Raw genomic sequence first — 21,920 nt, 5'->3', positions numbered from 1 at the left:
GTAGGTACACCTTTTTACCTACTCTTTTCTAATTGGTTCCTAAAAATTGGAGTCTTCATGATGAAAATTGTTTCTTATAGTACCAAACAGTATGACCGCAAGCACATGGAACAAGTTAATCAAAATTCTGGATTTAATTTTAGTATTGAATATTTTGATTTTCCATTGACCGTTCAGACAGCTAAAAATGCTGTTGGTGCAGATGCTATCTGTATTTTCGTTAACGACGAAGCTAATCGTGCTGTTTTAGAAGAACTTGCCGCACTCAATATTCGAATTTTAGCTTTACGTTGCGCTGGTTTTAACAATGTTGATTTACAAGCTGCTAAAGAATTAGGTATTCAAGTTGTCCGAGTTCCCGCTTATTCTCCTGAAGCCGTTGCCGAACATACTGTTGGTATGATGCTGTGCCTTAACCGTAGGATCCATCGAGCATACCAACGTACTCGAGATGCAAATTTTTCTCTCGAAGGATTAACAGGTTTTAATATGCATAACCGCACTGCTGGAATTATTGGTACCGGAAAAATTGGCCAAGCGACGCTACGTATTTTAAAGGGATTTGGAATGCGCCTACTCGCACACGACCCATACCCGAACCAAGCTGTTTTAGATATGGGTGCTGAATACGTTGACTTGGATACTTTATATGAACAATCAGATATTATTTCTCTTCATTGCCCATTAACACCTGAGAATCATCACCTACTCGATGAAAATGCATTCAAGAAGATGAAAAATGGGGTCATGATCATCAATACAAGCCGAGGCGCATTAGTCGATTCTGTTGCAGCAATCAATGCACTAAAATTACAGAAAATTGGCGCTTTAGGTATGGATGTATATGAAAATGAACGTGATTTATTTTTCGAGGATAAATCTAATGATGTAATTCAAGATGATGTTTTTCGTCGACTTTCTTCTTGTCACAATGTGTTGTTTACCGGGCATCAAGCGTTTTTAACGGAAGAAGCATTAACAAGTATCAATCAAACTACGCTTAATAATATCCGTCAGATTAGTCGTGGGGAAAATTGCCCTAATATTGTTAACGCATAGTTGGATCGGGAACCATGAAACGCCTAATTCCACTTACTATTTTGGGTTTATTGCTAGCAGCATGCCAAACTCATCAAGTCAATGCGCGTAATGATGACCAAGCACTTGAAAATAAATTGATGCATCATCGTTTTATTTTAACTGAAGTGAATGGAAAGACGATTAGTAGCAAGCAAACTGCACCTTTCCTTGCTTTTGGCGAGAAAATGTTTATTTCTGCATCAATGTGTAATGATTTTAACGGATTTGGCAATATCAAAAACGCAAAAATCACCGTAAAAAACTTAAGTAAAACTGAACTCGAATGTGTTGATGAAGATTTATCTAAATGGGATTCAATGATAAATCGAGTACTGTCTGATGGCGCAGTTATTTCATTAAACAACAACCAGCTAGTATTAATTCAAGGTCATTACAAATTAGTTTATACACTACGTGACTACGTCCATTAATGAATTATCCTGTACAACCGCCTCTTTTAGAGGCGGTATACGTTTGCCATAACCCACTGAACTGGCAGGCAAATAAGCTATTTCGCCTGATCAAATAGCAAGTTAATATTCGAGGTTTTTGCAATTCGCTCCATATAATCCCGAATATTTGTGCTAAACGATAAGTGCTCAACTATGCTCAAACTACGTAAGGTTGGAAAAATAATAAAATCATTAATATCAATGTGTTCACCACGTGTTTCTAACCACACATCTAATAAAGACAATTGGGGCTCTAATTCAACTAGCAACGTATGAGTTTCTTTTTTAAACTCGTTTAAGTCACCATAAGATTTTGATGTTCTAGCGATATATGCCGCCCTCGCTTCTGCTGTACTAATTTCAGGGAAATCAGTTTGTGTAAAACGTGGTGTCACAAGCTTATATACCACAGCAGAAACCGCTTTAGACCAAGACTCTACTTCAGGGGTTATGTTTCCTCCTGCATATTTAGGTTCATTAATGCTATCTACATAATGAACAATATCTAAGCTTTCAGGTAAATAACTTCCATCGTCTTTTTGTAAGATAGGTAACATTTTTCGACCTATCATTTTTTTTGGCGTTTCTATGTCATCATCGAATAAAACGATTTGCTCTACTGCTAACTTTTTTAAACCAAAAATCATTCTAGCTCTAACACAAAATGGGCAGTGGTCATAAATATACAATTTCATTGTGGACCTCACTAATTTGGTAATGAAAGTGCCAATAGGTTTTATACAGTATACTTGAGTACCCACATTTATGCCTTATCACGCTTGTAAAAATTTTTTTAGCGCGAGGAAAAATATATATAATAAAGTGCACAATACCTCAATAATAAAATCTAGGTCGTGGCATATTATGTCTGATGAAGAAGTTCCATTAACAGAGTAATCATTTAAGATGATTTAAGCATTGAGTTAATATCAATTAAATTAATATGTCATAAATATCATTGATTTATTTTCTATCTTTAATTTTAATAACTAAATAATTTAAGTAAAAATTAAGTAAAAAACAAAAAGTTAACATGCCGTAACGATATATTAACTTTGCTTCCTGATAATTTTATCACAACAACAAGGATGCAATAATTTGATTTTAAAGAAAAATAAAACAAAATAACTATAAAGGAAATTTAAAATTTATATTTTTCGCTATGAAAAATAGTAACGATAGATATTTTTACTTATTCAACAACAATAACCACATTAAAAGTAATGCTATCTTATTGCAAATAACCAAACTAAAAATAGCGATTTTAATCATAATTATGTTCATTAAAACTTTTAAATCTATTTATTTTTTAATATACTATGAAACGTAATTTGAATTAAGTGCATTAAATAACAACTTTTCATATAAATTGAGGATGTCATATGGACATTCATACTATAATTGGTATAAAAATAAAAAACCGGAGAAAAGAGCTCGGTCTATCAGGTGCGAATTTAGCTGATAAATTAAATTTAAGTCAACAGCAAATATCTCGTTATGAAAATGGTATTAACAAAATTCCAATTAATCATTTAGTGGATATTGCTGAAGCATTAAATTGCCCTATTGAATGGTTTTTCCAAGGTTATGTAAGCAATTCAAAATCAAATAAAAATGAACCATCTAATGAACTCAACCAAGAGCTAATATATACAGCTGAAAGTGTCATTGCCCCCTCTAAAGATAACTTTTAATGTAAATAAAAAATTAATTTATATAAATAAAATGCAAGTAACATAGACATTTCTATCCCGTGTTATTTGTACTTCACTTTCTTTAGAACTATAAAAGTAAAAAGGCTAATCCTCTATATGAAGATTAGCCATACATTTAAATTTCATAAAATTAACTAATGGTTTTAGCAATAAATTTTATATATAATATTTTAATCATAGGTAATATTGAAAACCATTTTAGAATTCACTTCTCCAGCAGAGATTGTTCGTTCATACTGGTAATAACGAGCTTTATAATTTAAGTCAAGATATTTTGTTTGCCGGTCAACTAAATTTCCAACTTTATATTTTTCATTAAACATAAGTGATTTATTAGTCTTACGCTCTAAAACTTGTATACCAACTCCCGCAGCTCCACTGGTGGATTTATTTTGATTAACCAAAACACCTTGTCGATTATTCATGTTTTTTGGAATATCACCACTAAAAGTCATATTAACATTTGCAAAACCAGAAATACTGACACCACCGCTGCATATTAAGCGAATATCAAAATCTTTTTCACCTGCCGTTGTTCCAATACCATTTAATTGTGAACGTTTAATTGGATCAAGATAAACATTTTTTTCGGTTCCCCCCTCAATTTGGCAAGACGGAGAAACTATTGTTATCGCTTCAGCATCTAATTTCGTGACCAAAAATGGGTTATTATTTGGAATGTACCCATAAGATGTATAAAGACCACTGGCTATAGTTCCTGAGCCTGTAACAGGAGCGGTTTTCACTAAAGTCAAAATAAACTTTGATCCCGCAAGATAATAATTACTTGAGCTAGGAGCATAAAATGTATCCGGATACGTCATTCTCACTGCACCTTCACGGTGAAATTTCATGCCAATTCCAGGAACGTTTGTTTGGTAAACCTTATTTCCTACTGGAACTAAACTTGGCATAGTAACCGAAGCCGTTATCGGTGTATTTCTTGTACAATACGCATATATTGCACTTGAGTTTTCCCGCATATCCCAAGTTTGCTCCGCAATGGTATCCCCAACCTTTAAGTTAGGGTCTACCACAACCCTCCCCATCTGCATATTTAATACATATGTCCGAGTTGAGGTTCTATCACAATACGCAGAAACGTAACTAGCGGTAAGAAATACACCAACTCCGATATACATACGAATTTGTTTCGTTATTGACATAAACTTTCCTTACTATTGCTAGCTTCTAAAGAAAATGAACACTGCCCATTATCCCATTTTATAATTGCAACTTTTGCAGTTTCACTACTAATAAATACGGTTCCACCTTGACCAACGATACCTATAGACTCACCATTTATATCAGTAACGTTAGCCCCAAATGGCAATGGTTTATTTCCAGGTCTTACAACATTAAATGCAATATTTTTTTCGACCTTAGTACTAAATTTAACCTTAACGATGCTTCCTTCATAAGGAACGACTTGTGTGGCCGTATTTTCAAAAACAATATCTTCAGGACTTCCTTTCGGATCAATTTCTACATTATTAATACGATAAGCCCTAACATAAGGAGCAACAGCATAACCATTTCCATCGATACGAGTTCCAGGTGCACCCATGATTGATGCGCCTTCCGCTCCTTTCGCTTCGATCAGAGCTATCGTTGTTGAAGTATTCGGTGTTAATGTTACGCCCTCAGAATGCACAATAACCGAACCATTTGCACCAAGACCGAACTGACGATATCCCTGACCTTGGCTATAATTCGCATTCGTATTAACAAATGGTGTACGGTAACCTGTGTTCAAACCAATATTCTTCTGTCCACCGTTTGCAACAGAGGTATTTACGCCATAAGTCCAATTATTATCCCTATCGAATGCACCACTCGCACCGATTTGGCTAGAACCAAATTTTTCATTATTGAATGTCGTATTTGAGGTCAGTGTTGCACTCTGACTTTCGCCAAAATACAGTGGGTAACTAAAGTTTATATTAATACGATCATCTTTCTTATTATTCGTATTATCTGCATAAACTCTCATAAATGCGACACCATAAGAAAGACGGTTAAAGTTATTGTTATAACTTAATTGATATTGCTTTTCTGTCCCCGACTTATCCCAATAATTAGAAATACGTCCCGTAAAATAAATCCCACCGTAACCATCAGGAAGATTTTGATTTACTGTATAGCTGAAACCATTTTTCTCACGTCCTAAAGTATTCTCTACACCACGCTTATCATTATCTATCGCATATAATGCATTGCTGACGTTATAGTAATCCTTCGTTGAATACCTATAAGCAGCTAGCACTAAGTTAGTATCAGTTTGAGTAAATAAACGACTAAAAGTTAAACGGTAGCTTTGCCCATTTTCTGTTTTATATTTGAATGCCGTTCTCGACTGAGTTAAATCTACAGCAATTGCACCAAACCCTGTGTTAACACCGGTACCTACTAAGTAGGCTTGATAATCATCAAATGCAGTGACGCCGCCATATAGCGTAAATGTATTATTTAAGCCATGCTGAATAGTACCCTGCATAATAAATGGACGATGTCTCAGTCCATCAGCATCCGCTTTACCACCAGAAACTTGATAACGTGTAAAACCAGGACGTAATAACTGTGCTAATGAAGAATATGGCACGCTAAAGCTGCTTTCACTTCCATCAGCTTCTTTTACCGTTACAACTAAATCATTTCCGTAACCTGATGGATAGACATCCGTTAAGCTGAAAGGTCCTGGCGCAACAGTTGTTTGATAAATAATAGAATTATTTTGCGTTACCGTTACTAAAGCATTACTTTGTGCTATTCCCCTAATCTCAGGCGCGTATGTTGACATTCCATCAGGATACATATTGTCATCTGTTGCTATTTTTGCGCCTCGTAAACTAATACTGTCAAAGAGATCACCATCTGTATAAAACTGTCCTGCTGTCGCTTTTGACTTTAGTTCGGTTATTGGTTTCTGCAGATATGTTTGATTACTATTCCAATTCGTTCCATCGTGACGTTGCCAGTTAAGATTTCCAATATGTTTAAGCAACCATCCATCAAAGCTTAAACCAGCATTCAGCCCCAAATAAGCACTGGCGTTATTAGTTCCTTTTGAACCACTAGTATGGTTATCATAATAGTTAGCCATATAACCGATATTTAGTGCAGGAATTCCCGTTTCCCAAAATTGGGGAGAAACATAACCACGGGAAATTCTCTGTTCATATATTTGCGGAACAGAAATATCTAAACGCAATGTAGAAGAATGAAATGTATCAACGACGTCTTTTTGGTCATTCCAGTCTTTTAATGGTAAACAAGCATTACTATCTTTACTAACTGTAGGGTTTAGTTTTTCAATATTAATACCAAAATCAGATAGCATTTGTGGTGTATAACAGACTACTAATTGACCACTTTTCTCTTCTTCAAAATTAAGGTCGTAGCGTCCCTTCCAATTGTTATTTGTATATACGTCAACTGAATATTTTCCGGGACTAATCCCTGAAGAATTGAAACGTGTTAAATCAACATCTTCTTTACTACCTATAATAAAACCACTATTAAATTCATAGGTTGTATCTTCTTCACCCCAAGCATAAAACGTAGGCACTATGCATGCAGTGACAAAGCAAGTCACAGAGAGCGTATTGCTATATTTATTTATTAACTCTCGCTGTTTCATTATATATTCCTATTTAACGGTGGTTTTCACCGAAATATCTGAACCATAATCATTAATATTATTAATTACGATATGACTTCCTGACCTTACGACTTGTTTTAATTCAACTATCATTTGAGATTTCGGTTCTAATAAAATTGTTTTTTCATTCAACCCAGATTTACCATCCGTTGAAATTTTTGTAATAGTAATATAATAAGGTGTCGGATTATCTATAATAATACTCTTCCCATTTGCTTTTATAACAAGTTGCTCTGGCGCTAATTCACGGCTACTCAGGCCTGTTGGCCGATAAAAGAATTTAAATCTAGAGCGGATCGCTAATTGCAATACATTCTGACTATCGCCTTCTTTAGCTTTAGCCATAGGGGGAATATCTAATATATTCAACCACCATAAGCTTTCGCGATCCTGAGGAATGCTTCCTTTATCCATTAATTTAATTCGTAAAGTTTGTCCACCTTTAGCTTCTACACGAGAGATTGGCGGTGTAATCTGAAATGGTGTTTTTATCGTATCCGGTGTTTCTGACGCATCACCTGTATCAAGCCACGCCTGTGCAATTGCAGGACGGTCGGCAGTGTTATTTAATTGCACGGTAATTTCTTTTTCATTTCCAGGATAAATAAACCGTGTACCATTAACGATAATATTATTAGCAAATGAATGCGTACTGAAAATGAAGCAGAAGATAAATACTATTGCTTTCATTTGATCCTCAAAATAAAAGCGGCAGTATACCTACCGCTTATCATAGTAAAGCTGATTAAGTTAATATTTAAAGATTACTTACGTAACTAAAACTAATAAGAAATTAGCTTATTAAGTCATTATTGGTAAGTGATTTCATAAGTTGCATAACTTTTAACTTCACCTGTTGTTACATCTTTAGGTGTAGAAGTTGCGTAACCAACGTAATATTGGAAACGAGCCCCATTTTCAACTTTAGTCAAATCACCTTTAACTTTTTTCTGAGATGGATTGCCAGGAATAATTTTACCTGACAAGTCAGAGCTATCATCAGTTGAAAGTGCTAATTGAATATTTTTAGCGCCTGTAGTTTCAGTATTTGCTAAGTAGCCTTCTGAATTACCTGATGCACCTTGCAGTAAGTTACCACCAGTCCAGTTAACGTTTAATAATGTTTTATCAATAGCGGAGTCATTAGCAACATCTTTAACATCTGCTGCAACACAGTTTGTTACGTCAATAACAAAAGATTTCGGTTTTAACAATGCATCTGCACCACCGTCACGTACTTCTGTTAATGATACTGGTGCTAAGTAAACACTAGCATCACTACCTTGTCCATCAACAGAAACAGTACAAGAAACATCCGTTACTTTACCGTGAAAGTTAACTTGGCCGCCACCAACGTTGGTGCTTGCAGCGTTAGCTGTTGATAACCCAATAATAGTTGTTGCAACTGCAGTCAGTAGTACTTTCTTCATTTTCATTTCCTAATATGAGGGTAATTATTTTTTACATTAAAAAGAACTGATTAAGTTTTTGTTTTATTGTTAGGTAAAAAATACAAACAAAAGCCTAATCATACATGGAGTATGACTTACGGCTTACGTTTCACTTTGAACCATTCGTTTAATGCAAATAAATATATTTCTTAATTAGTCCTATTTAGAATTTATAACCATATGCTCTATATGATTTCGAAGAGAGGATACATAATAACTTAAGTTTTATTAAATCGTTTTTTTCATCGCTAATTTATTTTTTGATAGTTACAGACTATTAAATGACAAGCATTGATTGGGTATTTTGATTTTCAATATTCACTAATTTACTCGTGAAAAGCCTAATATTTAGTTTTTAATATCTAATTTTTTTTAAATATAAGATTAAAAACCACCAAAACCAAAAAATACAGATTATCAAAAACAGCAAAAATCATTATATTTAGATTTAATATATGTTTTCATTTACATTTTGACACTTTATCTCACATTATCACTATAAAATTAATCCATTATAGAGTATCTAATTAGGGCTAAATCATTAATTAAATTAATGATTATTGATCTGTAAAGATATGTCACTCCAAACAATTAAAAATATTGAATTCCGAATTATTATGCTTGAACATCAATTTCACTCATTATGAGTGTATAGATATTCTTTTATATCAACAATCAACTTTAGTCATTATTATAATTTTAAAATATGTTTTTAAGCGAGGTAAATATCGATTTTAATCTAAATTAAAAAATAAATGGAGTGATGGAAATAAATATGAAAGAAGAAATAGTGATAAAATCGCAATATAATCCTTTATTCATTCAACTTCTTATTGAAGTAAAAAATAGAATATCAAATCATTTAGTCGAACCTATGTTAAAAAAAATTATCATTATTTTTGATATAGAATAAGAAAACATGATTAACTGAACAAACTATAGCCTGTGTTATGTCAATTTTCTCATTTTCTAACCATATGAAAATAAGAGTGTTTTCTTAAAACGAACACTCTATGAAAATGTGATCTATACAGCAAATTTTAACATTAAGAATATTCCTAAATCACTCACTATGAGTGTTAAAGTGTGATCTAAACCAAAAAGCCATCGATAAAAGACGCTTTATCTGCCTATTATTTTTCTATTCACGGACAGTTTAGCGCCGTTTTAGTAAATCAATCGCTCTAATAAGCCTAATTTATTTAGCAATTACATAACATAAGGTAGCTGTTTCTATTTTAGTACCATAAATTATCGATTATGAGACATTAATAGATAAAAATATTTTATATCAATAATTTGCCATAAAAATATGATGACACCCTTACAAAATCCATATAAGGCCATCAAAATATGGGAACTCCCCGCATAATGTGTCTACGAAGAATTTCACGTGTACATCAACATAGTTATCTAGTTGATCAACTGATAAAAGCACATATATTGCAGGTAGTAATATCGGCTAATTTCAAGAAATGATTAATCTAAAATAGAAATATTGTTAGATTGGAGCCACAGCAAAAATCTTGCAAAAGATTTTTGCTGTGGTAATCAAGAAGTGAATGATTGATTAGTGTTTTTTCTGACGGTATAGAGCCCATTCTTCAACTTTTTCACCTGATGGTAAAATACAGTAACCTACCTGCCCTTGTGCTGTATCTACAATTTCCAGAGTCCCTCCAATTTGTTCGCAATATACTGATGCTGGATTTGCCATGCCTACAGCCTTAGGCTCTATTTCGGTTTTATTGGAAACACATCCAGAAATGAGCACAAAACTAGCTAATACAAGTACTTTCTTCATAAGAAATATTTTTTAAGTCAGTTTGGAATGTTTGTTTATTATAACGGAATGAAACTAATATAAACTGGTTTTTATTCATAAATAAAACAACATCGCATTTAATGTTCAAAACTTCATCAACAACAGTCAATAAATTACTTTAGTCTATCAGCATTATTACTTAAAATTTCAACTGTCAGCCTGCCATGTTTACCTCTAAGAGTAATTATTGGCATCTTACTTATATCTATCAATATCTGGATTATATCAAATAATACTAGCTAACATTTTATGACTATATATCTATTTGTAAGCCATAAAGCCTATTTTACTTCCGTCTTTTATTGTCAAATAGGACAATTAAAACACCACAAAATGCGACTAACAAACTACCAATAATATAATTCTGTCTATCAAATGCCAGGCCCATATCTTTCACACTTTCCCCATAAACAATAGGAATGCTTACATCCATATTGTAAGAAATAATCGCAGTAACGAGGCCAATCATTGTGAGTACCACACCGAATGTTTTCATTTCCATCCCCCTACATTTGTATTTACTAAAAATAGATTAGCGAAGTATCTTGAGAAAGGCAAAATGAGAGGTCACAAATTACAATATTTTCTTAAATAAAAAATATTGTAATTTAAGCAATAGCGGGAAAATACTGGTTAATGATCAATTATAAAGATAATTTTTTATGCACTTAAAGTTTTAAGTCAGAAAAACTCGTAATTAGATGTAATATGAAGTATTAATTATAAGTATTCTTATTATTAATAGGATAAATAATCACACCCAGTTTTAACATGATGATTATTACTGTCTACTTTTATTCAAAGCACTATAATACATTGATTAAAATGTATAAAACATCATCAATGCCGCTTGGCTAAATTTTTCAAAAAAAGAAATCATCGCAGGCAAAATAGCAATATTTAGAATGGCAGCTAAGCCTACTGTTAGTAACGAAATTTCCATAATAATTTATTGTATATTGAGGATTTATTACTATCCCTTACCCATAGGCCTATTCATTATGTGTTCTTCCCAGTCCACCACATCAATTTCTCTGACTGCAATATGGCGAACGGACACACCTTCATTATGCATCGCCGCTTTGGACCCTGTTTTTAATGGATGCCAAGCTGGGAGAGTTTTCCCTTCTAATAACAAGCGGTAAGCACAAGTACTTGGCAACCATCCAAATGTTTCTAAGTTATAGCGATTAAGCTTTATGCAATCCGCTTCATAACTGAAACGGTCTTCATAATGCTTACACTGGCAAGTTTTTAGATTTAGCTGATTACAAGCGACATTAGTGAAATAGATTTCATCAGTATCTTCATCCATTAACTTGTGCAAACAGCACTGCCCACAACCATCACAAAGAGATTCCCACTCTTCATCTGTCATTTCATCTAAAGTTTTAACTTGCCAGAACTGCGACATAATACTTATTAATCCTATACTTAAATAACCCGAGTAGTCAGCGAGTGATCATTAATTGATAATTTTAGCATATCACCAGAAGCTAATGGGCCAACACCTTCAGGTGTTCCCGTTAAAATAACGTCCCCTGCACGCAATGTGAAAAAACGGGACATATAGCTAATCAGTGGTAAAATTGGGGTGATCATATCACGCGTCGAGCCCTCTTGGCGAACTTCACCATTAATTTCTAAAGAAAGCTGAATATTTTGTAAATCATTCGGGCTACTGACAGGAATAAAACCCGAAATTGGGCATGACCCGTCAAATGATTTGCTTTTTTCCCATGGCTGACCAGCTTTTTTAAATTTAGCTTGTAAATCACGTAAGGTTAAGTCCAATGCAACTGCATAACCTGCGATAGAGCGCGATACACGGTCTTCATCCGCATTTTTTAATGGCATACCAATTAAAATTGCCATCTCAATTTCATGATGAACAGAACCAAAGTCTTTTGGAATAACAATTGATTGAGTAATGTCACACAAAGCAGTTTCTGGTTTAATAAAAATAACGGGCTCTTCCGGTGTAGCAGACCCCATTTCTTTTATATGCTTTGCATAATTACTACCAACACAAACAACTTTATTTGCAGGAAAATCAAGTAACGCACCTTGCCAGTCACGATGTTGATACATAATAGTACTCCTATTATCGTTATTTTATTTTATTAGCGATACCATCTGCCATCATGCATACGCTCAATGCAAAATAATATGAGCGGTTCCAATGCATAATGGTACGGAAATTTTCAGTCACTAAAAATGCCCTACCTTCAGGGTCATCAGGGATAACCACCCACGTTTTTACGTCTGAAGGTAACTGAGCAAATGCAGGTAATGCCACGCCTAGTTCCTGCCATTCACTGACAGATTTCCCTTGTTCCGCTTTTACGCCTTCCAACGTTTTATTAAAATCTGCAGGTAAATTAACTTGGTAACCCCATGGCAATGGTGCTTGCCAACCTTCTGTTGACAAATAATTAGCGATGGATGCAAATACATCAGATTTATTATTCCAGATGTCCATTTTTCCATCACCATCACCGTCCGCTGCGTAGGACAAATAGGAGGTTGGCATAAATTGACTTTGGCCCATAGCACCAGCCCATGAACCTTTAAGTTGTTGATCTTCTGGAATATAGCCTTTATCCATTATCTCAAGCGCAGCTAAAAGTTGTTTGCTAAAAAGCGCTTCTCTTCGCCCCTCAAAAGACAATGTCGCAAGTGCTGAAACCACATCCTCTTTACCCTGTGAACGTCCAAAACCACTTTCTAATCCCCATAACGAAACAATGAACTGAGGTGGAATGCCATATTTATCACTGATAGCATCTAGAATGGATTTGTTTTCTAAATATTTGTCATAGCCCGCATTGATACGTGATTGTGGGAGTACATTTTTTAAATAGCTTGCTAATGTAACCGTCGCCCTTTTCTCTGGTTGGCCTTTATCTGCTTTCACAACACGCTCAATAAAATGAACATTAGCAAAAGCACGTTCAATGGTGTCTGGCTTAATCCCCTGAGTAATAGCATGTTCTTTCAGTAATTCCACATAAGCAGGAAATTGTGACGGTTCACGTTGTTCAATAGGGAATGCTTTGTCTAAAGCAACGACTTCTTGGGCTATAGCCGCATTTTGTTCTACTGTAATCGGTTGAGTAACAACTGATTCGTTCTGCGTTGCAGAACAACTTGTTAAAAACAAACCAGCGACTAATGTATATAATAACGTTGGTTTCATTCGTCTCCTCCAGAGTGTTATTGCTTTTCAGGATTTTCTTAATTTGCTCTAGTTATTCAGTTCTTTGTGTTCTGAAAGCAAATTTTCCACCGGAGGTGGGAATTGTAGGTAATAACCAACCTCTATGAGATCAGATTTAACCTTTGCCAAGTCAGCATTGGCAAGCTTTTCACGCTTATCTAATGAGACGAGCATAGCAAATTGAGGTGTTCCAAATTGGGCTAATAATTCATCAGGAACACGTGAAAAATCATCTTTCTTCTCAATATAAAGATAAGTTTGGTCACGCTTAGGGCTTCTATAAATTGCACAAATCATTATATTTAACTCTTTTTCTTAGTTCATTAGCTTGCTTGAAGTATGCAGTAACTATAACATGCTATTGTTTTACAGAATATCTTCACCCGAGGATTGTTTCGGAAATTTTAATTTGCTGAGTCTGGATAGATGCCACAATCGCCAATAGAACTTAAAGGCAGCAGTTTTACTCTTTCAGTTATTCACTTATACAGTGAAGAGCCTAAACTCATCAAAAAATCGCTGCAAGATAAAGTAAATCAGGCTCCTGATTTCTTTAAAAATGCTCCTGTCGTGATTAACATCGCTGAATTATCCCCAAATGCAGATTTACAGAGTATTCATAAATCTGTTATTTCTGCGGGATTACGTATTGTTGGTATCAGTGGGTGCACTGACCCACAAATGCGACAAAAAGCAAACGATGCGGGTTTACCAATATTAAGCGAAGGTAAAAGCCAAAAACCTGTTGAAATTCAGCCTGAACCCCCGGCTGCTGTAGTTCAAGCTGAACCTTTATATCGTAAAACTCGTATTATCAATACCCCTGTTCGTTCTGGACAACGTATTTATGCACCAAATAGTGATCTGATCGTCACAAGCAATGTTAGTGCAGGTGCAGAACTATTAGCAGATGGTAATATCCATATTTATGGCGTGATGCGAGGCCGTGCATTAGCTGGAGCCTCCGGCGATATTGAAAGTCAGATTTATTGTACTCATTTGCAAGCTGAACTGGTTTCAATTGCAGGTGAATATTGGCTGAGCGATCAAATCCCTGCTGAATTTCTCGCCAAAGCAGCTAAACTTTGTTTAGTTGATAACAAACTTAACATCGAATATTTAAATTAGACCTTATTTACAAGGAATTATTCATGGCACGCATAATTGTAGTGACTTCAGGTAAAGGTGGCGTTGGTAAAACCACTTCAAGCGCGGCCATAGCTACTGGCCTGGCACAAAAAGGGAACAAAACTGTAGTGATCGATTTTGATATCGGCCTACGTAACCTTGACCTTATCATGGGGTGTGAACGTCGAGTAGTCTATGACTTCGTAAACGTTATCCAAGGTGATGCAACCCTTAATCAGGCTTTAATCAAAGATAAGCGCACCGAGAATTTATTTATTTTACCTGCTTCGCAAACACGCGATAAAGACGCATTAACTCGTGAAGGCGTTGGCAAAATTCTTGACGAATTAAGTGACGATCTTGGTTTTGATTTTATTGTTTGTGATTCCCCCGCAGGTATTGAAAGTGGCGCCTTAATGGCACTATATTTTGCTGACGAAGCTATTATTACTACCAACCCAGAAGTTTCTTCTGTTCGCGACTCAGACCGTATTTTGGGTATTTTAGCGTCAAAATCACGCCGCGCAGAAAAAGGCGAAGCACCAATTAAAGAACACCTATTGCTAACACGCTATAACCCAGGCCGTGTAACGCGTGGTGATATGCTAAGCATGGAAGATGTTCTGGAAATTCTGCGTATTCCTTTGATCGGTGTTATTCCTGAAGACCAATCTGTACTGCGCTCTTCCAACCAAGGCGAACCCGTTATTCTGGATACAGAGTCTGATGCAGGCCAAGCCTATGATGATTGTGTTGCACGTATTTTAGGTGAAGATCGCCCTATCCGTTTCATTGAAGAAGAGAAAAAAGGTTTCTTAAAACGCCTATTTGGGGGGTAAATAATGGCTTTATTGGATTTCTTTCTGTCGAGAAAAAAAACGACAGCGAATATCGCAAAAGAGCGATTACAGATCATCGTCGCAGAACGTCGCCGTGGTGATAGCGAACCCCCATATCTTGCTGATATGAAAAGAGATATTTTACAGGTTATCTGTAAATATGTCCAAGTTGACCCTGAAATGTTATCAGTGCAATTTGAGCAAAAAGGGGATGATATTTCTGTTCTTGAACTAAACGTTACGTTGCCAGAAGGTGACGACATAAAAACGACAACAGAAAAATAATTCGTGAAAGAAAGCCGCTGTCTAACTTTTGTTTCATGCAATAGCTTGCGGCTTACTTTTTATGATTTATCCCAATTAATCAAATGGTTACATGATGATTTCGCTAAAGGAAAAACCTATTCCTTTTACAATTCAAATTTAATTTCCATTGTTATCAGTTTTTTTAAACCTTCTGGCGGTGCTCCTACTGAGCGGCTTTTCTGTACAGCTGATAACGCAGCTTGGTCGAGCGTATTATGTGTTGAGGAATTAACTATACGCACCATCGTAATTTCCCCTAATGAGGAAAGTTGAAAACTTACTTTTACAACTCCTTGGATATTGGTATTTCTCGCTTTTCTTGGGTAACGTTTATGTCGTTCAATTTCACTACGTAATTTATCAATATAGCTTTGATAAGTTGAATCTATTGCATTTCCTACCGAGGTCGTCCTTTGTGCTCCCTTCTGGCCTGCCGCATTAGATTGATTATCGTTTTTCCCCACATGCTGCTCTTGTTTTACATCATCATTTTTTTCACTTTTTTGTTGCGGCTCTTTCTGCTGAGTAACCTTTTTATTAGTTTGTTTTTCCTCTTTCTGTTTGATGACTTTTTTCTGATCATCAGAAATTTTATTTTCATCGCTATGTGAACTTTTTTTATTAGCAACTTTAATTACTGCATTTTCATTTTGTTGTGATTCAGCAAGTAAGCCCCCTGATAGCTTATTGTTTAATATTGTATCGTTTGCTTGCTTTTCAATTACATTTTGCATCAATGAAACAGAAACAATAGCTGCTTGTATTGGTGTATAAATTTGTGCAGAACGTGTTTTTTCTATACTTAAACAATAAAAAACGATGCCAAAATGGAATAATAAAGAAACCATAACAGCAAAATTAAAACGTAAAGTAAGCATTTTAATATCCCTAACAACCCTTCGCCAATATCAAAATACAGCGGCATCAGCGAAGGGGATCCCTTTTAGAAGCGACTTGTTACATTGAAACGTATAGTCCTACCCGGTGCAGGCATCATGCTTCGGGTTAATGGGTCTATGTAATATTCATCAAATAAGTTTGTGGCTAATAATTCAAATGATAGGTCTTTATTAAACTGATAATTAACATAAGCATCAGCGGTAAAAACAGCATTCCAACTCATTGGATCATTGTTTAATGGCGCATACTGGTACGGGTATTTATCCATCATTTCCGCTTCATCTTCATTTTTTGCTTTGCTGTGATAACGCATGCGGCTACCCACTTCTAAACGTTCATCTAAGAAGCGCAAGCCTAGGTTGGCATGAATGCTGTACTTAGGTTGCAATTGAGTACGCAAATAGCCGCCAGGGAACCCTGCTGTTGTACACTCTGAGCCACCAAATTGGTTATAGGGATCCATTACCATCAATGACACTTCATCACAAACTTCATTTTTTAAACGGTAATCTACCCCTAAGTCACCAAATACCCAGCCATTATCATAACGTGCCAATAGTTCCAAACCAGCTGTGTTATGTTTATCAACCTGCGTAAAGACTAACCTGTCGTTCCTATCAAAGGCATTTGTGACTACGGTATTGTAGTAATTTATACGTAAATCAGCATGATTTTCTGCCGCAACCAGTTCTTGGAAATTACGCACATATCCCAGTTCTATCGTATGGCTGCGTTCTGGCAAATAAACTGGTGCCGTGTAATTCGGCTCTCTTCCTCCCGAAAAACCAATAGTGTCTTCAAAGATACTTGGCATCCTAACGGTTTCTAAATAACGCCCAAATATTCGATCATTCTCTGTTAAATAAATTGTTGCCCCTAATGCCGGAGCCCAAGCTGATTCTTCATTTCTTTTTGGCGCTTTAAATTTTTGGTCGTTTGTGAACATCAATTCATCATTTGTGCTATTTGTTACCCCTATTTTTTTTGCTATTAATCCTGTTACGGGGTCTATAGCCTCTTCATTTAAGTCAATTTCGCCATTATAGAATGGATTATTTTTACGTATAAACCTATTATTTTCATCAACTTTCCATTCTGCTGTGTGGTTCTGCTCAAAAATTCTATACTCTCGTTTTTTTCCTTCTGGAGTTACTATTTTCCCCATTATTATAGTAGAAGAAGGCATTGACAGTGCTTTTTCAACTAACCGAGTCTGAGCATATAAATTATTTTTTAAATCATTAAACGTTCGCCCTTTATCATCCACATATTTTTGTACTAATTGATACTCTTCTGAAGTTAATATACGAGACAAGCTATATTTTTTAGCTATTATATGGCTATAGGGCGCATAATTTACATCTTTGGCCGCAATGCGTCTCTCTTTTAATAAATCCCTTGACCAGTAACTAATATATTGAGCCCCCGCATTCAGGCTTAACCAATCAGTAGGCTGCCAATCAAACCTAATAGTACCATTATATTCCCGACGCTTACCTTCCCTAGGGATAGCACGGAACATGTTCCCCTTTGGGCTAGAGTCCGAATTAAAGATATCTTCACGGCTACCAATAGTTTCATCAATTAAGCTTCCCATTAAAGTCACTTTAAATTCAGGTGTAATTTGGAATTTATTAGATAATGAAACACCATAGCGATCGTTTAGTTGGTTTAATTTAATCCCATCAACTAAGGTGCCATTGATAGCAGGATTTTTAGCTACATTTTTATCTCGACCAAATTCATAATTCCAATCCCTTTCCACTGGTTCCCTAGGTTGGCCACCTGCGGTATTTGAGTTTAAATTAGTTTTTGTCAACCAATAGCCTAATCGAAAGTCAATCCAACCAATGGACTCAGGTTTGAACGAATAATTGGCGTAAAAAGTATTTAACGCCAAGTTAGCTAAAGGCCATTGTGGAATTTTTCCCTCTAAATCATGATAACGAATTTGCGATGGCATGATTTCGCCATAATGACTTGATGTATGCATATAACCAAGGGATAAGTCCTGTGAATTAGGTAGCATTAAATTTAATTTAGCTAACCATGTCGACATTTCATTTGATGTATTCGCCACCTCTTTATTTGGCCCATAAATCCTAGCTACGAAGGGCATATATGGGTCTATCGCTTTATTTGGGTTATTAGAGTCATAAGTAATGATGTCGTCATAAAATTTACCCGCCCCTCGGCGCCCAGCAAAATAATTACCTTGGTTGCGATAGCTGTATGCTAGCATCAAATCAAACTTTTCTTGCCGTGTCCCAACGGCAATACGCGCTGCGTTATCTTGCAGATTAAAAAAATTAGCATTACCTTTACTACGAGGATCAACAAGCATTTCGTGATCTTTAAAATAAATCCCACGAAACTTCTGCATGTCTAACGTATTCAATAGCCGCTTATCATCACGGTAATCTATACCGTGGCTTAATTGATTAACCCTCGGTTTTGTCGAGTTACTTGATGTTTCTAATTTAATATCAAAACCAAACTTGTCGTATTTATCCACAACGTCATTAATGCCTAGCGTTGTTATGGCAACTCCTCCCCCCGTCGATGTACGCACATTGCGGTCTAGCGTTGCACTTTTCATTACCTTAATGCTACTAATCATATTCGGGTCGATATAATTACGATTATTCGCCCCATTATAACCACGCCAAACAGTGATAGCTTGCTCTGTACCGTCTACAGTCACCGGGACACGCCCTTGCCCCTGTATACCTCGAACATTGGGGTCTATTGCCCCGCTATTACGGGCATCTCCACTATATACCCCTACCGCATGGTTAATAGTGTCTGCGGGGTTAGTACCTTTATAACGATCAATTTCTTCTTTACTAATGTAAATATTTGATTCGTCTTTATCATATTGGTCATCCGCCCCTTTTCTATCACGCTCTTTGATTGTGGCCGCTTTATCATTTACCACAATAGAACCGATGTTTTCACTTTGTTGTGCATAGACTAAGTTTGTAATATTGCCAATAGATAACCCTGTTGCGATATTAATGGCTATCACTGTTTTGATTTTCATTATCTGTTCCGGTGAAAATTAAAATTTCTTGGTGAAATTGACACCGACTTCACTTTGCTTAAAAGAATAAATAATATCTGCAGTACTTTTATTCACTTGGCTATTAAAATAAATAGAAGGCGTAAAAGTTAATATTTTATTTTTATCAAATGTTAATTGGGTATTTAAATACCCATTATGATCTTTTCTTTTTACATTCAAAAATGCATCAAACTGTTCAAAATTTGTTTGCTTATAACCTATCGCAACAAGTAGATCACACAGTTCGGTTACTTTTAGAAAACCCGCCCTAACCCCATACTGTACATAGCTATCACTATCGTATTGCTTTTTTCTATTGGCTCCATAAAAACTGCCAAAAACCATTAATCGAGGGTTCATTAAATAGGTACCAGTAACTGAATAAACCCATTTATCGCCGTTATTGAAACTATATTTATAAGGGTACGTTTTATTTTTATATTCAATATCACTTAGAAATGTTACTCGACGGCTCAATGTGTATTCTGCCGCTATTTTCCCCCCAAAGCTTAAATTATAGTATTGGTTATCATGCCATTTAGCTTCAAGGGTAGGCTGTATATAGAACTTTGTATTCGCGTTATCAAATTGATACCCCCCAGTAACATATATATTCATTTTTCTAACCGTGACTGTTTTCATTGGCTCCACCCCAACCACACCTAATGAGAGTACCGTTGAGTGGTTTCCTACTAGAGGAAAACGCTTTGATAGTTTAGTATAATAATGCCACTTTCCACCAGCGATAGACTGGTTACTACTATTCATACATTTACTACGAAAACAGTACATCTCACGGCTATTTGATGCTTCATTTAAATTAAAATCATAACTTGAGCCTAACTTAATCGTACCTTGCCAACGATTTTTATTTTCTAAATCTATTATTTGACTTTTAATAAATTTAGTTAACCCATTTGATATTCTTCCTTTATATTTAACTTTGATGCTTTGATATATTGATAATGCTGATTCATAGTGCTTAACATAAGTCAGTGCTTGTGCAAGTTTTAACTCAACCAATAACATATTAGGCTTGTGAATTAAAATTTCATTATATAGGCTAATTGCTAAATCATACTGTTTATTTAAAACTGCCCTTTCTGAATGAATATATTTAACCAATTCTTTATCGTGGTCTTTATGGTCAACGTAATTACCAATAATTTCATTTATTTTGTCAAAATCTTGTTTCTGAATGAGATCATAAAGAATAAAACCAAGTTCGTCGATATTTTTTTCACTATATTTAACATTATTTATTTCTGATTGATGTTTTTTGTTACTATAATCTTTTAAATTACCGATAACTCCTCCTTTTAGCTCTTGAGCTGACGATACCGAAGGGAGAGAAAAAAGTAATAATAAACTCAAATATATTAAATTTGTTTTTTTATTAAAAAATAACATGATTAGGCTACCATTTTAATGACAAAAATAAAAAAGTAGACAAAATCACTTTTGCCTACTTTTTTTAGCTTATTATATGTTCAGTAATTATTCGTCTTTCTGGCCACCAAATGCCGTGTCTAACTCACGGTTATCCGCATAAGAGAGAATACCCGCCACTTGTTCTGCATTATCCCCAAAGAGTTGCCCCATACTATCACCTTGGTGTATTCCATTGGCAATGGCAGTACCGCTAAATTTACCGTCTTCTTTAATAGCCCCTTCCATGGAGTGGCTATTTACTCCTTCTAATGCACCTGTATATGATTTATCCGCAAAGTCAGCATTAAACCAACCTGTCTGTTTTTCTTCTCCTGCAAACTGGTTAATACCCGCTATCGTATAAGTTGCTTGGCCACTGGTTGGCACTTCTGTCGTTGCATTCTCACCAGAGAAATAAACCGTGTGCATTGCATCATCAGCAGCCCCTGTTTGTGACCAATCACCGAAATATACCTCGGCATCTGCAACCTGGCTAAATTGGAACTTACCCATTCCACCGTGCGGGCTACCGCCACTTTCCAAAACATACACGTTGTCAGGCTTTTGCGTGACTAAGTTTTTTAAACCAGAGAACGAAATTGTTTTTCCATTTCTCATAAAGCGAGAACCGATACCCGGTGCACCAATACTGCCACCATGAGGTCCCATGGTTGATTGGGTTTTATCAACAATAATATTTGTTTCATTACCTACGTAACTTAAGCTTTGCGCTGATTCTGTTTCTGCCATAACACCAACAGAAAATACAGAGAAAGATACTGCGACTGTAATTAGTGATAATTTTTTCATTTATTCATCCTCTTCAATAGAAGTTTGAATTAGATTGG

Annotated in this window: 23 protein-coding genes; 7 read left to right on the top strand and 16 right to left on the bottom strand. The window is 35.4% G+C overall.

Features of this window, described 5'->3' with window-relative positions; all coding sequences use genetic code 11:
* The first annotated feature begins 60 nt into the window (after positions 1–60).
* Positions 61–1,059, top strand: coding sequence for a 2-hydroxyacid dehydrogenase (locus tag PSE83_RS02495; RefSeq protein ID WP_036958125.1), 999 nt, complete (start codon positions 61–63; stop codon positions 1,057–1,059).
* A gap of 14 nt (positions 1,060–1,073) precedes the next feature.
* On the top strand, positions 1,074–1,511 hold the full coding sequence (locus tag PSE83_RS02490; RefSeq protein WP_272660621.1) for an META domain-containing protein: 438 nt from the start codon (positions 1,074–1,076) through the stop codon (positions 1,509–1,511).
* A 77-nt stretch (positions 1,512–1,588) separates the two neighbouring features.
* Here PSE83_RS02490 and grxB read toward each other — a convergent pair whose 3' ends face one another.
* Complete coding sequence (grxB, locus tag PSE83_RS02485; protein ID WP_036957779.1) at positions 1,589–2,227, bottom strand: glutaredoxin 2; 639 nt, start codon at positions 2,225–2,227, stop codon at positions 1,589–1,591.
* A 687-nt stretch (positions 2,228–2,914) separates the two neighbouring features.
* On the opposite strand from grxB, the gene PSE83_RS02480 reads away from it, so the two are divergent.
* Entirely contained in the window at positions 2,915–3,226 is a 312-nt protein-coding gene (locus PSE83_RS02480; RefSeq protein WP_004254881.1) for a helix-turn-helix domain-containing protein, read from the top strand.
* 191 nt (positions 3,227–3,417) lie between these two features.
* Here the strand turns inward: PSE83_RS02480 and PSE83_RS02475 are convergent, their stop codons facing one another.
* The 4 genes from PSE83_RS02475 to PSE83_RS02460 form a co-directional block, all read right to left on the bottom strand.
* Positions 3,418–4,413, bottom strand: coding sequence for a fimbrial protein (locus PSE83_RS02475; protein WP_004254884.1), 996 nt, complete (start codon positions 4,411–4,413; stop codon positions 3,418–3,420).
* The gene (locus PSE83_RS02470; protein ID WP_004254888.1) at positions 4,404–6,887 is read right to left on the bottom strand and encodes a fimbria/pilus outer membrane usher protein; all 2,484 of its coding nucleotides are present in this window, start codon (positions 6,885–6,887) and stop codon (positions 4,404–4,406) included. The genes PSE83_RS02475 and PSE83_RS02470 overlap by 10 nt, the downstream gene beginning before the upstream one ends.
* A gap of 9 nt (positions 6,888–6,896) precedes the next feature.
* Positions 6,897–7,598, bottom strand: coding sequence for a fimbrial biogenesis chaperone (locus PSE83_RS02465; protein ID WP_004254911.1), 702 nt, complete (start codon positions 7,596–7,598; stop codon positions 6,897–6,899).
* Between the two features lie 119 nt (positions 7,599–7,717).
* On the bottom strand, positions 7,718–8,338 hold the full coding sequence (locus PSE83_RS02460) for a fimbrial protein (RefSeq protein ID WP_036957782.1): 621 nt from the start codon (positions 8,336–8,338) through the stop codon (positions 7,718–7,720).
* Positions 8,339–9,134: 796 nt separating this feature from the next.
* Here PSE83_RS02460 and PSE83_RS02455 point away from each other — a divergent pair.
* A complete protein-coding gene (locus PSE83_RS02455; protein WP_153673455.1) occupies positions 9,135–9,272 on the top strand; it encodes a hypothetical protein in 138 nt (45 codons plus the stop codon).
* Between the two features lie 657 nt (positions 9,273–9,929).
* Here PSE83_RS02455 and PSE83_RS20400 read toward each other — a convergent pair.
* The 7 genes from PSE83_RS20400 to PSE83_RS02420 all read right to left on the bottom strand — a co-directional run bounded on the left by PSE83_RS20400 (position 9,930) and on the right by PSE83_RS02420 (position 13,701).
* Positions 9,930–10,163 carry a putative hemolysin gene (locus PSE83_RS20400; RefSeq protein ID WP_004254920.1) on the bottom strand — a complete coding sequence of 78 codons (234 nt, stop codon included), beginning with the start codon at positions 10,161–10,163 and terminating at the stop codon, positions 9,930–9,932.
* Between the two features lie 307 nt (positions 10,164–10,470).
* Positions 10,471–10,680, bottom strand: coding sequence for a hypothetical protein (locus PSE83_RS02445; RefSeq protein WP_036957787.1), 210 nt, complete (start codon positions 10,678–10,680; stop codon positions 10,471–10,473).
* 324 nt (positions 10,681–11,004) lie between these two features.
* Positions 11,005–11,127: a hypothetical protein gene (locus PSE83_RS02440; RefSeq protein ID WP_004254926.1), complete on the bottom strand. Its 123-nt coding sequence runs from the start codon at positions 11,125–11,127 to the stop codon at positions 11,005–11,007.
* A 30-nt stretch (positions 11,128–11,157) separates the two neighbouring features.
* Positions 11,158–11,598, bottom strand: coding sequence for a YcgN family cysteine cluster protein (locus tag PSE83_RS02435; protein WP_004254930.1), 441 nt, complete (start codon positions 11,596–11,598; stop codon positions 11,158–11,160).
* A 20-nt stretch (positions 11,599–11,618) separates the two neighbouring features.
* A complete protein-coding gene (locus tag PSE83_RS02430) occupies positions 11,619–12,275 on the bottom strand; it encodes a fumarylacetoacetate hydrolase family protein (protein ID WP_110591685.1) in 657 nt (218 codons plus the stop codon).
* A 19-nt stretch (positions 12,276–12,294) separates the two neighbouring features.
* Positions 12,295–13,383 (bottom strand): lytic murein transglycosylase, encoded by a 1,089-nt coding sequence (locus PSE83_RS02425; RefSeq protein WP_172767227.1) that lies wholly within the window; start codon positions 13,381–13,383, stop codon positions 12,295–12,297.
* Between the two features lie 48 nt (positions 13,384–13,431).
* On the bottom strand, positions 13,432–13,701 hold the full coding sequence (locus PSE83_RS02420; RefSeq protein ID WP_004254941.1) for a YcgL domain-containing protein: 270 nt from the start codon (positions 13,699–13,701) through the stop codon (positions 13,432–13,434).
* Positions 13,702–13,830: 129 nt separating this feature from the next.
* On the opposite strand from PSE83_RS02420, the gene minC reads away from it, so the two are divergent.
* From minC to minE, 3 genes are read left to right on the top strand one after another with little or no spacing between them, the layout of a single operon-like run.
* Complete coding sequence (gene minC, locus PSE83_RS02415) at positions 13,831–14,532, top strand: septum site-determining protein MinC (protein WP_094963083.1); 702 nt, start codon at positions 13,831–13,833, stop codon at positions 14,530–14,532.
* A gap of 23 nt (positions 14,533–14,555) precedes the next feature.
* Positions 14,556–15,371 (top strand): septum site-determining protein MinD, encoded by an 816-nt coding sequence (gene minD, locus PSE83_RS02410; protein ID WP_004254944.1) that lies wholly within the window; start codon positions 14,556–14,558, stop codon positions 15,369–15,371.
* 3 nt (positions 15,372–15,374) lie between these two features.
* On the top strand, positions 15,375–15,656 hold the full coding sequence (gene minE / locus PSE83_RS02405; RefSeq protein WP_004254951.1) for a cell division topological specificity factor MinE: 282 nt from the start codon (positions 15,375–15,377) through the stop codon (positions 15,654–15,656).
* A gap of 125 nt (positions 15,657–15,781) precedes the next feature.
* Here minE and PSE83_RS02400 read toward each other — a convergent pair whose 3' ends face one another.
* The 4 genes from PSE83_RS02400 to PSE83_RS02385 form a co-directional block, all read right to left on the bottom strand.
* The gene (locus PSE83_RS02400) at positions 15,782–16,555 is read right to left on the bottom strand and encodes a TonB family protein (protein ID WP_164561037.1); all 774 of its coding nucleotides are present in this window, start codon (positions 16,553–16,555) and stop codon (positions 15,782–15,784) included.
* Positions 16,556–16,620: 65 nt separating this feature from the next.
* Positions 16,621–19,620 (bottom strand): TonB-dependent receptor domain-containing protein, encoded by a 3,000-nt coding sequence (locus tag PSE83_RS02395; protein ID WP_272660620.1) that lies wholly within the window; start codon positions 19,618–19,620, stop codon positions 16,621–16,623.
* 18 nt (positions 19,621–19,638) lie between these two features.
* On the bottom strand, positions 19,639–21,051 hold the full coding sequence (locus PSE83_RS02390) for a surface lipoprotein assembly modifier (protein ID WP_272660619.1): 1,413 nt from the start codon (positions 21,049–21,051) through the stop codon (positions 19,639–19,641).
* Between the two features lie 87 nt (positions 21,052–21,138).
* Positions 21,139–21,882: a Slam-dependent surface lipoprotein gene (locus PSE83_RS02385; protein ID WP_272660618.1), complete on the bottom strand. Its 744-nt coding sequence runs from the start codon at positions 21,880–21,882 to the stop codon at positions 21,139–21,141.
* Between the last annotated feature and the right edge of the window lie 38 nt (positions 21,883–21,920).

It is taken from the genome of Providencia sp. PROV150, from assembly GCF_028481025.1.
GTDB lineage: Bacteria > Pseudomonadota > Gammaproteobacteria > Enterobacterales > Enterobacteriaceae > Providencia > Providencia hangzhouensis.
Note: the sequence above shows the minus strand (reverse complement) of the source record. Positions and strands in the feature narration are given on the sequence as shown.

Coding starts and splice junctions, on each gene's coding strand:
- PSE83_RS02495 (WP_036958125.1), top strand. CDS start 61: ATGAAAATTGTTTCTTATAGTACCAAACAGTATGACCGCAAGCACATG.
- PSE83_RS02490 (WP_272660621.1), top strand. CDS start 1,074: ATGAAACGCCTAATTCCACTTACTATTTTGGGTTTATTGCTAGCAGCA.
- grxB (WP_036957779.1), bottom strand. CDS start 2,227: ATGAAATTGTATATTTATGACCACTGCCCATTTTGTGTTAGAGCTAGA.
- PSE83_RS02480 (WP_004254881.1), top strand. CDS start 2,915: ATGGACATTCATACTATAATTGGTATAAAAATAAAAAACCGGAGAAAA.
- PSE83_RS02475 (WP_004254884.1), bottom strand. CDS start 4,413: ATGTCAATAACGAAACAAATTCGTATGTATATCGGAGTTGGTGTATTT.
- PSE83_RS02470 (WP_004254888.1), bottom strand. CDS start 6,887: ATGAAACAGCGAGAGTTAATAAATAAATATAGCAATACGCTCTCTGTG.
- PSE83_RS02465 (WP_004254911.1), bottom strand. CDS start 7,598: ATGAAAGCAATAGTATTTATCTTCTGCTTCATTTTCAGTACGCATTCA.
- PSE83_RS02460 (WP_036957782.1), bottom strand. CDS start 8,338: ATGAAGAAAGTACTACTGACTGCAGTTGCAACAACTATTATTGGGTTA.
- PSE83_RS02455 (WP_153673455.1), top strand. CDS start 9,135: ATGAAAGAAGAAATAGTGATAAAATCGCAATATAATCCTTTATTCATT.
- PSE83_RS20400 (WP_004254920.1), bottom strand. CDS start 10,163: ATGAAGAAAGTACTTGTATTAGCTAGTTTTGTGCTCATTTCTGGATGT.
- PSE83_RS02445 (WP_036957787.1), bottom strand. CDS start 10,680: ATGAAAACATTCGGTGTGGTACTCACAATGATTGGCCTCGTTACTGCG.
- PSE83_RS02440 (WP_004254926.1), bottom strand. CDS start 11,127: ATGGAAATTTCGTTACTAACAGTAGGCTTAGCTGCCATTCTAAATATT.
- PSE83_RS02435 (WP_004254930.1), bottom strand. CDS start 11,598: ATGTCGCAGTTCTGGCAAGTTAAAACTTTAGATGAAATGACAGATGAA.
- PSE83_RS02430 (WP_110591685.1), bottom strand. CDS start 12,275: ATGTATCAACATCGTGACTGGCAAGGTGCGTTACTTGATTTTCCTGCA.
- PSE83_RS02425 (WP_172767227.1), bottom strand. CDS start 13,383: ATGAAACCAACGTTATTATATACATTAGTCGCTGGTTTGTTTTTAACA.
- PSE83_RS02420 (WP_004254941.1), bottom strand. CDS start 13,701: ATGATTTGTGCAATTTATAGAAGCCCTAAGCGTGACCAAACTTATCTT.
- minC (WP_094963083.1), top strand. CDS start 13,831: ATGCCACAATCGCCAATAGAACTTAAAGGCAGCAGTTTTACTCTTTCA.
- minD (WP_004254944.1), top strand. CDS start 14,556: ATGGCACGCATAATTGTAGTGACTTCAGGTAAAGGTGGCGTTGGTAAA.
- minE (WP_004254951.1), top strand. CDS start 15,375: ATGGCTTTATTGGATTTCTTTCTGTCGAGAAAAAAAACGACAGCGAAT.
- PSE83_RS02400 (WP_164561037.1), bottom strand. CDS start 16,555: ATGCTTACTTTACGTTTTAATTTTGCTGTTATGGTTTCTTTATTATTC.
- PSE83_RS02395 (WP_272660620.1), bottom strand. CDS start 19,620: ATGAAAATCAAAACAGTGATAGCCATTAATATCGCAACAGGGTTATCT.
- PSE83_RS02390 (WP_272660619.1), bottom strand. CDS start 21,051: ATGTTATTTTTTAATAAAAAAACAAATTTAATATATTTGAGTTTATTA.
- PSE83_RS02385 (WP_272660618.1), bottom strand. CDS start 21,882: ATGAAAAAATTATCACTAATTACAGTCGCAGTATCTTTCTCTGTATTT.